Source organism: Enterobacter cloacae complex sp. 6730903, assembly GCF_048283985.1.
Classification (GTDB): domain Bacteria; phylum Pseudomonadota; class Gammaproteobacteria; order Enterobacterales; family Enterobacteriaceae; genus Enterobacter; species Enterobacter hormaechei_C.
In genome coordinates, this window is sequence record NZ_JBLVXX010000025.1 from 1 (window position 1) to 14,251 (window position 14,251).

A 14,251-nucleotide genomic window follows, 5' to 3' on the forward strand; every position below is an offset into this window, starting at 1 on the left:
GAGGTTAGTCGTCGGCAGCGTCAGATGTGTATAAGAGACAGGGGTAAGGCGAAGCCGCCACCCGGCAACGTTCTCAATGATACGTCTTAACAATCTCCAGTACGCCGTTAATAATAAACTGCACGCCCATACAGACCAGCAGGAAACCCATCAGACGGGAGATAGCTTCAATCCCCCCCTTGCCCACCCAGCGCATAATCGCCCCGGAACTGCGCAATGATCCCCAGACGATAATGGCGATAAGCGCAAAAATGATCGGCGGCGCAACGGTGATAACCCAGTGCGGGAATGTCGACCCATCACGCACCGTTGAGGCGGAACTGATGATCATCGCAATCGTCCCCGGCCCCGCCGTGCTCGGCATGGCTAACGGCACAAACGCGATGTTGGCGCTCGGTTCGCTTTCAAGCTCCTCCGATTTGCTTTTGGCTTCCGGGGATTCGTGCGCTTTGTGCGCCGGGAACAGCATCCGGAAACCAATAAAGGCCACAATCAGCCCGCCAGCAATACGCAGACCGGGAATCGAAATACCGAAGGTATTCATCACCAGTTGCCCGGCGTAATAAGCCACCATCATTATGGCAAAGACATACACAGAGGCCATCATCGACTGCTGATTGCGCTCTGCGCTGTTCATGTTCCCCGCCAGCCCCAGAAAAAGCGCCACCGTCGTTAACGGGTTCGCCAGCGGCAGCAACACCACCAGCCCAAGTCCCACTGCCTTAATCAAATCCAACATAATGCACCGCAGTCCTTATCCTTATTCAACATCGCAATTATAGGGGCAAATCTTCGTCCGGAGCCATCCGCGCAGCGTAACCATAATTGTCTCGCGTAACTGATAACCCCAGATTATCTATATGGTTTAAAAGCGTACAGAATGTGTTCCTGAAGCGTTTTAGCATTTCGTGGCATCGGCCGATCCATTCAGTTGACTTATACTTGCCTGAGCAATAATATCTGCCGTGACTAAACTACTTGCCAGGGCAACCATTGTGAAAAGCACCAGTGACCTCTTTAACGACATAATCCCACTGGGTCGTCTTATTCATATGGTTAACCAGAAAAAAGATCGCCTGCTCAATGACTATCTGTCACCGCTGGATATCACCGCAACACAGTTCAAAGTGCTGTGTTCCATTCGCTGCGAAGTGTGTATCACGCCGGTTGAGCTGAAAAAGGTGCTCTCTGTCGATCTGGGTGCGTTAACCCGCATGCTGGATCGTCTCGTCTGTAAAGGATGGGTAGAACGAAGCCCTAACCCGAATGACAAACGTGGCGTACTGGTGAAACTGACCAGCGATGGCGCGGCCATGTGTGAGCAATGTCATCAATTAGTAGGACAAACACTGCACCAGGAACTGACAAAAAACTTAACGGCAGATGAAGTGGCAACGCTTGAGCTTTTACTCAAGAAAATCCTGCCGTAAACAGAAAAAGAGGTATGACGATGTCCAGACGCAATACTGACGCTATCACCATTCATAGCATTTTGGACTGGATCGAAGATAACCTGGAATCTCCACTCTCCCTTGAGAAAGTGTCTGAGCGTTCAGGTTACTCAAAATGGCACCTGCAACGGATGTTTAAAAAAGAGACCGGCCATTCATTAGGACAATATATTCGCAGCCGCAAGCTGACGGAGATTGCCCAAAAACTGAAAGAAAGCAATGAGCCGATCCTCTATCTGGCGGAACGCTACGGATTTGAATCGCAACAAACCCTGACGCGTACGTTCAAGAACTACTTTGACGTGCCGCCTCATAAGTACCGTATTACCAGTATGCCGGGTGAATCCCGTTATCTGTATCCGCTAAAACATTGCAGTTAATCATCGCCTGTTAAGACGTAACCGAGGAAATCATGAAATTTATCGCCTCCGCCGCCCTCACCTTGCTGGTGCTGGTTTCCGGCCAGAGCTTCGCGGAGCAAACCCCCAGTGCGGGGCAGCAAAATAATCGTGACACCATGATTATGCCGTCCACGCAAAACCAGTCGCCCTGGGACTTCAATCACATGGGCGCTGGCAGCGACAAATCCGACGAATTAGGCGTGCCGTATTACAACCACGACCTGTAATTCGTTTTTGCCCCGCTCATGCGGGGCTTTTTTCTGCCTTAACCCCGCACCCGCGTCGCCCGACGCATCCGCAAGCCAAAGACGTTGATATACAGCCCGGCCATAATCAGCCCTGCGCCACACAGTTGCAGCGCGCTGAGCGTTTCATCCAGCAACAGGGCAGCGCTGGCAAGCCCGACCACCGGTACCAGCAGCGATAACGGCGCCACGCGCCAGGTTTCATAGCGTCCGAGCAGCGATCCCCAGATACCGTAGCCAATGATTGAGGCGACTAACGCCAGGTAGATCAGCGACAAAATGGTCGTCAGGTCGATCTCCACCAGGCTTTTCAGCATCGCCTGCGGACCCTCCAGAATAAACGACGCGGCCATAAACGGCACGATGGGGATCAACGCGCTCCAGACCACCAGCGATAAGACCGCCGGACGCGCCTCGTGCTGCATTATCAGCTTGTTAAAGATATTGCCGCACGCCCAGCTCAGCCCCGCCGCCAGGGTGAGCATAAAGCCCAGCAGCGCGACATGCTGACCGTTGAGGCTGCCGTCAATCAGCACCAGCACGCCAAAGACCGCAAGGCTAATGCCCGCCAGCTGCTTGCCCTGCAAGCGTTCGCCGAAGACAAATGCGCCGAGAATGATGGTAAAGAACGCCTGCACCTGAAGCACCAGCGAAGCCAGGCCCGCAGGCATACCGAATTTGATGGCGCAAAAAAGAAACGCAAACTGACCAAAGCTGATGGTAAGGCCGTAGCCCAGCAGCAGCTTGAGGGGAATTTTCGGGCGGGCGACGAACAGCAGCGCCGGAAACGCCACCAGCAGGAAACGCAGCCCCGCCAGCATCAGTGGAGGCATGTTGTGCAACCCCATTTTGATGACCACAAAATTGAGTCCCCACACCACGACAACCAGCAACGCTAACAGCCCGTCTTTCCGCGTCATTTTCCGCCCCTGAATTATTAAAATTTTGTAAACACTTCAAGGTAACAGAAAAAATAGCCCCGCGAGAAGATCATTAATTTTGGTACTGAAGAGAAGCACCTGCGGATAAATTGGGTGCTATACAAGCTGCCGATCCCATGATAATCCTGTAATAACACAACAAAAAAAGCATAAGCATTTGTCGGGCAGGAAAATGAAACCATCAATCAGGCGCTCAACCGCAGCGCTGCTGGCATCGTCATTGTTATTAACAATTGGCCGCGGGGCAACGCTGCCCTTTATGACCATATATCTCACACGCGTTTACGATATGAGCGTGGAGAATATTGGCTATGCCCTGACCGTGGCGTTGACCATTGGCGTGGTGTTTAGCCTGGGGTTTGGTATCCTGGCGGATAAGTTCGACAAAAAACGCTATATGCTGATCGCCATCGTGGCCTTTATCGCCGGGTTTGTGGCGATTCCGCTGGTGAATAACGTGACGCTGGTGGTGCTGTTCTTTGCCCTGATTAACTGCGCCTATTCCGTCTTCTCAACGGTGCTGAAAGCGTGGTTTGCCGACGTGCTGACCTCCAGCGAAAAGGCGCGCGTTTTCTCACTCAACTACAGTTTCCTGAACATCGGCTGGACGATCGGGCCGCCGATCGGCACCCTGCTGGTGATGTACAGCCTGCAACTGCCGTTCTGGCTGGCCGCCTTCTGCGCCGCACTGCCGCTCGGGTTTATCCATTTCTTTGTGCAGAAAAGCATAGCCTCAGACAGCCCTGAGGAGAAAATGCCATGGCAGCCCTCGGTGCTGCTGAAAGACCGGGCGCTGTTCTGGTACACGCTCTCCGGCCTGCTGGCGTCGTATGTGGGTGGATCGTTCGCCACCTGCATTTCCCAGTATGTCCTCGCCGCACATGCGGACAGTGATTTTGCAGAAAAGGTGGTGGCCGTTGTGCTGCCCGTCAACGCGGCGGTGGTCGTCACCCTGCAATACGCGCTTGGACGTAAGATCACCGCCAGCAATATCCGTCCGCTAATGACCGCCGCGACGCTTTTTTTCATCCTCGGGCTGGGCGGGTTTATGCTTTCCGGCGAGAACCTGATTTACTGGGGGATCGCGGCGGCGATTTTCACCCTGGGTGAAATTATTTATGCACCGGGTGAATACATGCTGATCGACAATATCGCCCCGCCGGGCATGAAGGCGAGCTATTTCTCCGCCCAGGCGCTGGGCTGGCTCGGCGCGGCGGCGAACCCAATGATCACCGGGCTCATCCTGACCCATCTGCCGCACTGGTCATTATTTATCATTATGATGGCCGCCATCATTGCGGCGTGGCTGATGATATTGCGCGGGATGCGCGTGAAAAGTGAAAATAGCGTGTCGGGTAGCGCTGCGCTTACCCGACCGACAAAACCCTAATCGTAAGCCGGGTAAGGCGAAGCCGCCACCCGGCAAATCCCACAGCTTAGTGGTGCAACATCTCCTCCACCACCTGCTCTTTGTACATTTCATTCGGGTAGTAGGTCGGCCAGTTATCCATCTCTTTCAGCAGCGCCTCGTGGGAGGTGTTGCCCATAAAGAGATGGAAGTGTGAAGAGGCTTTCGGCCCGATGGTATGGTCGCTGAACTGCACAAACTTTGGCGCCTGGCTCGCGTTATCCTTGCACTCAAACAGGTAGCGCACGCCTTTTTTCCCCGACGCATAGGTCAGAATTTTGTAGCCGCTGTAGTCGTAGCGGCAGCTGCTCACCGTTTTGCCTCGGTGGAATTCCATCACGTTGTTTTCAATGCCGATGGCGTCCACGTCCGTCGCGTACCCCTTACGGTAGTAGGCCTTCACCTCGGCAGCGGATTTTTCTCCCTTCTGCGCTTTCTTTTCGAAAACCGGATCCAGCGAGCCATCAAGCAGGAACGGATAAACGGACTGCCAGGTCCCGTCCCAGTCAGACAGCTTCCTGTCCCTGACGTCTTTATCCTCAAAGACGCCGTTTGCCGCCTTCTGTTCCGCCTCTGTCATCTGATGACCGTGCGAATGGGCAAAAAGCGAGCCGCTTACCAGCAGCGTTCCCAGAGTCAGCGCAATTTTTGCAAGTTGTGTAGCCACAGCAAAATCCTCATTCCGTTTTATAAGAATGGGGATGTTATATTATAACATCTCAGATCGCAACCAGCCCGCGAACGCCCTCCTGCTCCATGTTCTCCCCGCGCCCCTGCTGGACGATGCTGCCGCGCGACATCACCAGATAGCTGTCGGCCAGCTCTGCTGCAAAATCATAAAACTGCTCCACCAGCAGGATCGCCATATCCCCCCGGTTCGCCAGGCTGCGGATCACCTGCCCAATCTCTTTAATCACCGACGGCTGAATACCTTCCGTGGGTTCATCCAGAATCAGTAACCGTGGACGGCTCGCCAGCGCGCGGCCAATCGCCAGCTGCTGCTGCTGACCACCGGAAAGATCGCCTCCGCGTCGGTGCTTCATCTCCTTCAGCACCGGGAAAAGCTGCCAAATCTCCTCCGGCACGCTCCTTGCGTTTCCCGCAGAGAAGCGCGACAGCCCCATCAGCAGGTTTTCTTCTACGGTCAGACGCGGAAAAATCTCCCGCCCCTGCGGAACATACGCCACGCCGGACTGCACCCGCTGGTGCGGTTTACTGTGAGTGATGGTCTTTCCCTGCCAGACCACCTCCCCGGCTTTCACCGGGATCAGCCCCATCAGGCACCTCAGCAGCGTGGTTTTGCCCACCCCGTTGCGCCCCAGCAGGCAGGTAACTTCCCCGACGGCCGCCTCAAAGCTCACCCCGCGCAGAATATGACTTCCGCCGTAGAACTGATTCAGTTCGCTAACCTGTAACATCCCCTCTCCTTAACGTCCCAGATAGACATCAATCACCTGTTCATTGGCCTGTACCTCGCGAAGCGATCCTTCCGCCAGCACGCGCCCCTGATGCAGCACCGTGACGTGGTCGGCGATGGTCTCGACGAAGCCCATATCGTGCTCAACCACCATCAGCGAATGCTTGCCTGCCAGGGTGCGGAACAGCTCGGCAGTGTATTCCGTCTCTGCGTCGGTCATACCGGCGGCGGGTTCGTCCAGCAGTAACAGGTGCGGGTCCTGCACCAGCAGCATGCCGATCTCCAGAAACTGCTTCTGTCCGTGGGAAAGCAGCCCGGCACGGCGATCGCGCTCGCTGGCAAGCCGCAGCAAAACCAGCATCTCATCAATGCGGTCGCGCTGTTCGCCGCTGAGCGTGGCCCGCAGGCTCGCCCAGACGGACCTGTCGGCTTTCATGGCGATTTCGAGGTTTTCCCCTACGGACAACGCTTCAAACACGGTCGGCTTCTGGAACTTACGGCCAATACCCTGACGGGCGATGGCCGCCGGTTCCAGGGCAGTCAGATCGATGGACTGATCGTAAATAGCTTTCCCGCTTTTTGGCCGGGTTTTGCCGGTGATCACGTCCATCAGCGTGGTTTTACCGGCGCCGTTAGGGCCAATGATGCAGCGCAGTTCTCCGACGCCGATGTTCAGCGAGAGATCGGTCAACGCCTGAAAACCGTCGAAACTGACGTTAATGGCCTCGAGCTGCAACACCGGATCGGTCTGCTCGCGGTAACGGTCTCCCGGTAGCTGGCGGGTAAAGAGTCCTTCAGAGGGCTGCATTAATTCTCTCCCTTACGAAACAGACCGAACACGCCGCGCGGTAAAAACAGCGTCACGGCGATGAAAATCAGCCCCAGAAACAGCTGCCAGTACTCCGGCATCGCCACGGTGAAAAAGCTCTTCGCACCGTTGACCAGCGCCGCGCCAATCACCGGGCCCACCAGCGTGCCGCGTCCACCCAGCGCTACCCAGATGGCCGCTTCAATCGAGTTGGTTGGCGACATTTCACCCGGGTTGATAATGCCCACCTGCGGAACGTACAGCGCCCCCGCCAGGCCACACAGCACGGCGGAAAGCGTCCAGACCAACAGCTTGAAACCGCGCGGATCGTAGCCGCAGAACGTGAGACGGTTTTCCGCATCACGCACCGCCGTTAAAATGCGGCCAAATTTACTCTTCGCCAGCGCGTATCCTGTGCCCAGGGCCAGAAGCAGCAGCATGACCGTCGCGAGAAACAGCGCGATCCGCGTGGTGTTCGCCGTGACGGAAAACCCGAGCAGCGTGGTAAAGCCGGTAAAGCCGTTATTGCCACCAAAGCCGGTTTCGTTGCGAAAGAACAGCAGCATGCCCGCATAGGTCAGCGCCTGGGTCATGATGGAGAAATAGACTCCTTTGATCTTCGAGCGAAAAGCAAACCAGCCGAAGACCAGCGCCAGCAGGCCGGGGATCGTCACAATTAACACCAGAGCCCAGGCGAAATGCTGCGTTCCCCACCAGAACCAGGGCAGCTCGCTCCACGAGAGAAACGACATAAACGCGGGCAGCCCGTCCCCGGCCGCCTGGCGCATCAGGTACATGCCCATCGCATAGCCGCCCAGGGCGAAGAATATGCCGTGCCCCAGCGAGAGCATACCGGCATAGCCCCAGACCAGATCGAGGGCCACGGCGACAACCGCGTAACAGAGGATCTTGCCGATGAGCGTCAACATCCACGTAGAAACGGCCAGCGGATGGGTGGCGGGCAACAGCGCGAGAAAAGGCAGCACCAGCAGCGCCGCAACCAGCAGACTGCCGAAGATTTGCGTGGAGCGCGGTGCCCTGCGCGCCAGTGTTAAGGTCAATAGCTGGCTCATCAGTCTGTCACCCTCCCTTTAAGTGCGAATAACCCCTGCGGACGTTTCTGGATAAACAGAATGATCGCCACCAGAATCAGGATTTTGCCCAGCACGGCGCCCATCTGCGGTTCAAGAATTTTATTGAAGATCCCCAGACCAAAGGCCGCCGCGACGCTACCGGCCAGCTGGCCGACGCCGCCGAGCACCACCACCAGGAACGAATCAATGATGTATCCCTGGCCCAGCTCCGGTCCCACGTTTCCCAGCTGGGACAACGCCACGCCGCCCAGCCCGGCAATGCCGGACCCGAGGCCAAACGCCAGCATATCTACCCGTCCGGTGGGGACGCCGCAGCAGGCCGCCATGCTGCGGTTTTGCGTCACCGCCCGCACGTTCAGCCCCAGACGCGTTTTATTCAGAATGAGCCAGGTGAAGAACAGCACCAGCAGCACAAACCCAAGCACCACAATACGGTTCCACGGCAGCGTCAGGTTGGCGAAAACCTGCACCCCGCCGGACAGCCAGGCGGGGTTCGCGACCTCAAGGTTCTGGGCGCCAAAGGTCATGCGCACCAGCTGGATAAGCATCAGGCTGATCCCCCAGGTGGCGAGCAGGGTTTCCAGCGGGCGGCCATACAGATGGCGGATCACCGTGCGCTCCAGCACCATCCCGATACCTGCCGTCAGGCAAAACGCCACCGGCAGCGCCACCACCGGATAAAGCGCCAGCCACTGAGGCATCCACTGCGCCATAACCTGCTGCACCATCCAGGTGGCATACGCCCCGAGCATCAGCATTTCGCCGTGGGCCATGTTAATCACCCCCAGCAGACCATAGGTGATAGCCAGCCCGAGCGCGGCCAGCAAGAGTACCGACCCCAACGACAGGCCCATGAAGGCCTGCCCCAGCAGTTCACCCCACATCAGCCGGTGCTGAATACGCTCCAGGCTCTCAGCGGCGGCGGCACGTACCCGTGCGTCCGGCTCGGTTTGCGCCCGGGTGAATGGCGTCAGCGTGGCCTGCACGTCCGGATCGTCAGACTGTCCCAGCAGTTCAACCGCGTTAAGGCGCGTTTCCGCCTGCGGACTCGCCAGCTGAAGATTTGCCAGCGCCAGCCTCAGCGACTGTCGGGTGACGTCGTCCGTTTCGCGATTAGCCCGCTGTTGCAGAAACCCGAGCATATCCGGCTGGGCGTCACGCTGAAGCTGCCGCGCGGCATGACGCCTTTCTGTGACACTGTCACTAACAAGCTGATGCGTCGCCAGCGCCGTGACGGTTAACACGCGCAGCCGATTGGTCAGCCGCACGGCTTTGGTCGTTCCTTCGGCGCGTTTTGCCGCGCCCAGGGCCACCATTTCACCGTCGATGCGGGTAAAAGCCTTCTTCTGGCTGTCGGTGTAAAGATTCTCCTGTTGCAGCGCCTTAAGCAGCGGCAAACGTGCAGATTCCGGCGTGGCTGCCCAGCGGGTCAGCATGGCGGTCTGCTGGCTGCGGGTAGCGGCAACAAAATCATCGGCATCCGATGCCTGCGCCATCCCTGGCAGCAGTCCGGTAAGCCACACAATCGCAATCATCATGCGCATGGCGTTCATGACGTCTCTCCCTGGTGGTGGCTTAGTTGCTGGCGGTTTTCATCGGCTGGTCAGGCTTTTTGTCATTCCCGGCGATAAACGGACTCCACGGCTGAGCGCGTACCGGCTGTTCGGTTTGCCAGACGACGTTGAACTGGCCGTTGCCTTCGATTTCACCAATCATGACGGGCTTATGCAGGTGGTGGTTGGTGGCATCCATGGTCAGCGTAAAGCCGGACGGCGCGTTGAACGACTGGCCCGCCATTGCCGCGCGCACTTTGTCCACGTCGGTTGTCCCCGCTTTTTCAACCGCCTGCGCCCACATATGCAGGCCGACATAGGTCGCTTCCATCGGATCGTTGGTGACGACGGTATCGGCATTCGGCAGCTTATGGGCTTTCGCGTAGGCTTTGTAGGCCGCGACAAAGGTCTGGTTGGTCGGGTTATCGACGGATTCAAAGTAGTTCCACGCCGCCAGGTTACCCACCAGCGGTTTGGTATCAATGCCGCGCAGTTCCTCCTCGCCCACCGAGAACGCCACCACCGGCACGTCCGTGGCTTTCAGCCCCTGGTTCGCCAGCTCTTTATAGAAAGGCACGTTGGAATCACCGTTGATGGTTGAGACCACCGCCGTTTTACCGCCCGCAGAGAATTTCTTGATACTGGCAACGATGGTCTGGTAATCGCTATGACCAAACGGGGTGTAGACCTCTTCAATATCTTTATCTTCCACGCCTTTCGAGTGCAGGAAGGCGCGCAGGATCTTGTTCGTGGTGCGCGGGTAAACGTAGTCCGTTCCCAGCAGGAAGAAGCGTTTCGCGCTGCCGCCGTCCTCGCTCATCAGGTACTCCACCGCCGGGATCGCCTGCTGGTTAGGCGCCGCGCCGGTATAGAAGACGTTAGGTGACATCTCTTCACCTTCGTACTGCACCGGATAGAACAGCAAACCGTTCAGCTCCTCAAAAACCGGCAGAACCGATTTACGCGATACGGAGGTCCAGCAGCCAAACACCACGGCGACCTTATCCTGGCTCAGAAGCTGGCGGGCCTTTTCGGCAAACAGCGGCCAGTTGGAGGCCGGGTCAACCACCACCGGCTCCAGCTTTTTCCCGAGCACGCCGCCTTTGGCGTTAATTTCATCGATGGTCATCAGGGCGACATCTTTCAGGGGCGTTTCTGAAATGGCCATCGTGCCGGAGAGTGAGTGCATGATCCCGATTTTAATGGTCTCTGCGGCCTGGACGCCAAAACTGACCCCCATGGCGACCACGGAGGCGGACAAGGCGAACGCTTTTATAAAGGTACGACGGTGCATATTTTCACTCCTGAAAAAGAAAGCTGTGCGAAGACGTCCGTTACCGCCCGGACGCAGAAAAAGTAACGTCAGTTTCAGGAGAGCAAAAAGGGTGCCAGGTTGCAGAGGCAGGATTTATACGGGTTCGAAGAGAAGATTGATGGGAAACGACTCAGAATGGTACAGCGCTGCACTGTAATAATGCAGCGCTGTGAACGATGTTACCAGACGTCGCTGGCGATTTGCGTCACCAGGCGAACTTTATCCCACTGCTGGGCTTCGCTCAGGCTGTTACCCTCTTCCGTGGAGGCAAATCCGCACTGCGGGCTAAGGCAAATCTGCTCTTTCGCCACGTAGCGCGCAGCCTCTTCCAGACGCGCTTTCACCCCTTCCGGGTTCTCCAGCTCACCGTGCTTGGTGGTGATCAGCCCCAGCACCACCTGCTGTTTACCCGGGCGCACAAAACGCAGTGGCGCGAAGTCGCCGCTACGGTCGTTGTCGTACTCCAGGAAGAACGCATCGACGTTCACCGTGCCGAACAGCACCTCCGCCACCGGCTCATAGCCGCCTTCGGAAATCCAGGTTGAGCGGAAATTACCGCGGCAGACGTGCAGCCCGATGGTCAGATCGTCCGGTTTGCCCTCCAGCGCCTTATTCAGCACCCGGGCATAGGTTCGGGCAAGTTCGTCTGCATCATCACCGCGCTCGCGGATCTGGCGGCGCTGGTCTTCTGAACAAAGGTAGGCCCAGACGGTGTCATCCAGTTGCAGATAGCGGCAGCCTGCATCGTAAAAGGCCCGAATGGCATCACGCCAGGTGGTCGCCAGATCGTCAAAGTAATCTTTCAGATCCGGGTATACCGTGGCATCAATATCCTTGCGGCCACCGCGGAAGTGCAGCACGCTCGGGCTCGGAATAGTCATCTTCGGCTGTGCGTTACCGCTGATGCTTTTGAGGTAGCGAAAATCTTCCAGCATAGGATGATCGCCGAAGCCCAGTTTGCCCGTTACGCGCACGCCATGGGCTTTGGTCTGCACCCCGTTGAACTGAATGCCCTGCTGGGAATCATAACGCTCCACGCCCTGTAGCCCATCAAAAAAGTCAAAGTGCCACCAGGCGCGGCGGAATTCACCATCCGTTACCACATGCAGACCGCAGGCGCACTGCTGCTCGACAACATGGCGAATGGCCTCGTCCTCAACCGCGCGAAGCTGACCGGCATCGATCTCACCGCTGGCGAATTGCAGACGGGCCTGTTTAATGGAATCCGGGCGTAAAAAACTGCCGACTACATCGGCGCGGTACGGGGCGTGGTGTCGCTGCATGGAAATCTCCTCTGTCTGTCGGCGTTAATTGCCCACAGTGATAATTCATCTTTTGAATCTTTAGACTTCTGGATGTCTAAACGTCCTGAAAAGATGTCATACCGACTCGCCGCCGACAAACGAGAAAATTTCATCTGTGTTGAAATAAATTCATGTTCACAGAGCGGGTGATGAAGATCCCGCAAACGCGAACCGCTCATCTTCCCAGCCGGTCATGCCCCCGAGCATAACCTTGACCGGCAAACCCAGTCGCGCCAGCTTCAGCGCCGCCCTGTCCGCCCCGTTGCAGTGCGGGCCTGCACAATAGACGACAAACAGCGTGCCCTCTGGCCACGCTTTCATCCGCTCGGCGGTGATCTGGCTCCAGGGTAAATGCAGCGCGCCGGGCAGATGCCGCCGGGCAAAATGTTCAGGTTTTCCGACAACGTGCAGCAGAACAAAGTCCTGCTCACCGCTGGATACCGCGTGATGGACATCGGCGCAGTCCGTCTCGACGCTCAGACGACGCAGAAAATGCCCCACGGCTTCCTGCGGCTCAGCAGCCGGAAATTCAGTAACATAGCTCATGAATCTTCCTCATTTGTGGTGTTTGTGTTAACACTACTCTATCCCTTACTTCAGCCCATGAATGCGTCCGCCTATGCCAGAAAACAGCAAAAAGATGACAAACTTAAGACATCCCTCGCCGCGCGCGGTCGTGCTGGCATATGACGGTTTATGTACCTTTGAGTTTGGCGTGGCGGTAGAAATCTTTGGCTTGCCGCGCCCGGAGATGGGCGAGGACTGGTATCAGTTCGCCGTGGCGAGCGTGGATGACGGCGAACTTCGGGCAACGGGCGGGATCCGTATTCTGGCCGATGGCGATCTGGGTCTGCTGGAAACGGCGGATCTGGTTGTCGTACCCGGCTGGCGAGGGCTGGACGACCCCGTACCCGACGCGCTCTGCCAGGCGCTCCGCGCGGCGCATGCCCGCGGCTGCCGGCTACTCTCGATCTGTTCTGGCGTTTTCGTTCTGGCAGCCTCAGGCCTGCTTGACGGGCGGAAGGCAACCACCCACTGGCGCTATACGCAAGCTCTGAAAACACGCTTTCCCGCCATCACCGTGGTCGACGATGTGCTGTACCAGGACGAAGGCGATATTCTCACTTCCGCAGGCAGCGCCGCGGGGATTGATCTGTGCCTGCACGTGGTGCGCCGGAATTACGGTATTGAAGCGGCAAACCGCGTGGCGCGTCGGCTGGTGATCCCGCCCCATCGGGACGGCTCGCAAACCCAGCAGCTTAGCCGACCGGTGGCTCAGTTGCGGGAGAGCCAGCGCCTGGGCCAGCTGTTTGATTATCTTCACCAGCATCTGGCCGTTTCCCATACCGTCGAATCGCTGGCCCTGCGGGTGGGTATGAGTCAGCGCACCTTTCTGCGCCGTTTCCAGGACGCGACCGGAACAACGCCCGCGCGCTGGTTATTGACTGCGCGATTGCAGCGGGCAAAAGATTACCTCGAAAACAGTCGGCTCAGCATCGACAATATTGCGGAACAAACCGGTTTTGGACAAAGCGGCACGCTGCGCCACCATTTCCGGCAGCAATTTGCGCTTTCGCCCGCGCAATATCGCAAACAATTTTTACAGCCGGTACGATAAACGGGCAAAAAAAACCGCCATAATCTGGCGGTAAATGCTTGCATGGATAGATTTGTATTTTGGTATCTACGCTCCGGTATTCCATACCGGGATGTGGATCACCTGCAATCTACCACTGTGAGCCTCAACGAAGCATAAACGAATCGATTAACCCGCTTTGGTATTAATTTGCAGATAACGCATCAGTCCCTGCTCTGCACTCTGGCGGGCATCATCATTAATCGCTTCGAGATAAAACGCACGAGAGACCCCATACGGCGCCTGCTCGGATGGGTAAACGGCGAACTGGAAGGTTTTGCCCCTCGCCTTATTGGTACAGCCCAGCTCCCAGCGATCTTCACTTACCTGGGTGCTATTACATTCGACACGTCCGTAATCGCTGGTTAAATACGATCCGACACGGCTTTTTGCTGACTGAATATATCCTGGTTCTTCATTTGAATAGATGCTGGCCGCAGCACCCACCGCAACCACTACGCCCAGAAGTGATAGCACGATTATTTTTTTCATTTATTCGATCCAATCCTTAGCCAGAAAAATCTTATTGTAAATGATTTCCCAATAAATCTAGCTTCTCTTTGCATACCAGAAATGGGAGTTTACAACGGCGATATTGCTTTTAAGAATAGTCTTAAGTGGGTTTTATTGCGACCACAATTTTTGACAGTCTATTTTCTCAAATTTAAAGAGTCGAAT

At 56.6% G+C, this 14,251-nt stretch carries 16 protein-coding genes; 5 read left to right on the forward strand and 11 right to left on the reverse strand.

All coding sequences use genetic code 11. The features are described 5' to 3' along the window. Nucleotides 1–73: 73 nt before the first annotated feature. Nucleotides 74–739: a MarC family NAAT transporter gene (locus ACNQ0W_RS14230; protein WP_003857180.1), complete on the reverse strand. Its 666-nt coding sequence runs from the start codon at nt 737–739 to the stop codon at nt 74–76. 256 nt (nt 740–995) lie between these two features. Between ACNQ0W_RS14230 and marR the strand changes: the two genes are divergently transcribed. From marR to marB, 3 genes are read left to right on the forward strand one after another with little or no spacing between them, the layout of a single operon-like run. Then, entirely contained in the window at nt 996–1,430 is a 435-nt protein-coding gene (gene marR, locus ACNQ0W_RS14235; RefSeq protein ID WP_003857182.1) for a multiple antibiotic resistance transcriptional regulator MarR, read from the forward strand. A gap of 20 nt (nt 1,431–1,450) precedes the next feature. Beyond that, nucleotides 1,451–1,831: an MDR efflux pump AcrAB transcriptional activator MarA gene (marA, locus tag ACNQ0W_RS14240; RefSeq protein ID WP_001303241.1), complete on the forward strand. Its 381-nt coding sequence runs from the start codon at nt 1,451–1,453 to the stop codon at nt 1,829–1,831. Between the two features lie 32 nt (nt 1,832–1,863). Next, the gene (gene marB, locus ACNQ0W_RS14245; protein WP_003857184.1) at nt 1,864–2,079 is read left to right on the forward strand and encodes a multiple antibiotic resistance protein MarB; all 216 of its coding nucleotides are present in this window, start codon (nt 1,864–1,866) and stop codon (nt 2,077–2,079) included. A gap of 38 nt (nt 2,080–2,117) precedes the next feature. On the opposite strand, the gene eamA is transcribed toward marB, so the two are convergent. After that, complete coding sequence (gene eamA / locus ACNQ0W_RS14250) at nt 2,118–3,017, reverse strand: O-acetylserine/cysteine exporter (protein ID WP_062932707.1); 900 nt, start codon at nt 3,015–3,017, stop codon at nt 2,118–2,120. A 193-nt stretch (nt 3,018–3,210) separates the two neighbouring features. Between eamA and ydeE the strand changes: the two genes are divergently transcribed. Then, nucleotides 3,211–4,428 (forward strand): efflux MFS transporter YdeE, encoded by a 1,218-nt coding sequence (gene ydeE / locus ACNQ0W_RS14255; protein ID WP_062932706.1) that lies wholly within the window; start codon nt 3,211–3,213, stop codon nt 4,426–4,428. A gap of 46 nt (nt 4,429–4,474) precedes the next feature. On the opposite strand, the gene zinT is transcribed toward ydeE, so the two are convergent. From zinT to ACNQ0W_RS14295, 8 genes are all read right to left on the reverse strand, one after another. Further along, a complete protein-coding gene (gene zinT / locus ACNQ0W_RS14260; RefSeq protein WP_062932705.1) occupies nt 4,475–5,113 on the reverse strand; it encodes a metal-binding protein ZinT in 639 nt (212 codons plus the stop codon). Nucleotides 5,114–5,165: 52 nt separating this feature from the next. Continuing rightward, on the reverse strand, nt 5,166–5,864 hold the full coding sequence (urtE, locus tag ACNQ0W_RS14265; RefSeq protein WP_062932704.1) for an urea ABC transporter ATP-binding subunit UrtE: 699 nt from the start codon (nt 5,862–5,864) through the stop codon (nt 5,166–5,168). Between the two features lie 9 nt (nt 5,865–5,873). Then, nucleotides 5,874–6,671: an urea ABC transporter ATP-binding protein UrtD gene (gene urtD / locus ACNQ0W_RS14270; RefSeq protein WP_180261510.1), complete on the reverse strand. Its 798-nt coding sequence runs from the start codon at nt 6,669–6,671 to the stop codon at nt 5,874–5,876. Further along, the gene (urtC, locus tag ACNQ0W_RS14275) at nt 6,671–7,744 is read right to left on the reverse strand and encodes an urea ABC transporter permease subunit UrtC (protein WP_062932702.1); all 1,074 of its coding nucleotides are present in this window, start codon (nt 7,742–7,744) and stop codon (nt 6,671–6,673) included. The genes urtD and urtC overlap by 1 nt, the downstream gene beginning before the upstream one ends. Further along, nucleotides 7,744–9,318, reverse strand: a complete 1,575-nt coding sequence (gene urtB / locus ACNQ0W_RS14280; protein ID WP_062932701.1) for an urea ABC transporter permease subunit UrtB — start codon at nt 9,316–9,318, stop codon at nt 7,744–7,746. Before urtB ends, urtC begins: the two co-directional genes overlap by 1 nt. A 22-nt stretch (nt 9,319–9,340) precedes the next feature. Continuing rightward, nucleotides 9,341–10,612 carry an urea ABC transporter substrate-binding protein gene (urtA, locus tag ACNQ0W_RS14285; RefSeq protein WP_062932700.1) on the reverse strand — a complete coding sequence of 424 codons (1,272 nt, stop codon included), beginning with the start codon at nt 10,610–10,612 and terminating at the stop codon, nt 9,341–9,343. Nucleotides 10,613–10,812: 200 nt separating this feature from the next. Then, nucleotides 10,813–11,916 carry a cobalamin-independent methionine synthase II family protein gene (locus ACNQ0W_RS14290; protein ID WP_023324640.1) on the reverse strand — a complete coding sequence of 368 codons (1,104 nt, stop codon included), beginning with the start codon at nt 11,914–11,916 and terminating at the stop codon, nt 10,813–10,815. Nucleotides 11,917–12,072: 156 nt separating this feature from the next. Continuing rightward, nucleotides 12,073–12,483, reverse strand: a complete 411-nt coding sequence (locus ACNQ0W_RS14295) for a rhodanese-like domain-containing protein (protein ID WP_015570546.1) — start codon at nt 12,481–12,483, stop codon at nt 12,073–12,075. Nucleotides 12,484–12,556: 73 nt separating this feature from the next. Here ACNQ0W_RS14295 and ftrA point away from each other — a divergent pair, with 73 nt between their 5' ends. After that, the gene (gene ftrA, locus ACNQ0W_RS14300) at nt 12,557–13,555 is read left to right on the forward strand and encodes a transcriptional regulator FtrA (RefSeq protein ID WP_062932698.1); all 999 of its coding nucleotides are present in this window, start codon (nt 12,557–12,559) and stop codon (nt 13,553–13,555) included. A gap of 147 nt (nt 13,556–13,702) precedes the next feature. Here the strand turns inward: ftrA and ACNQ0W_RS14305 are convergent, their stop codons facing one another. Further along, a complete protein-coding gene (locus tag ACNQ0W_RS14305; protein ID WP_062932697.1) occupies nt 13,703–14,065 on the reverse strand; it encodes a hypothetical protein in 363 nt (120 codons plus the stop codon). Nucleotides 14,066–14,251 lie beyond the last annotated feature (186 nt).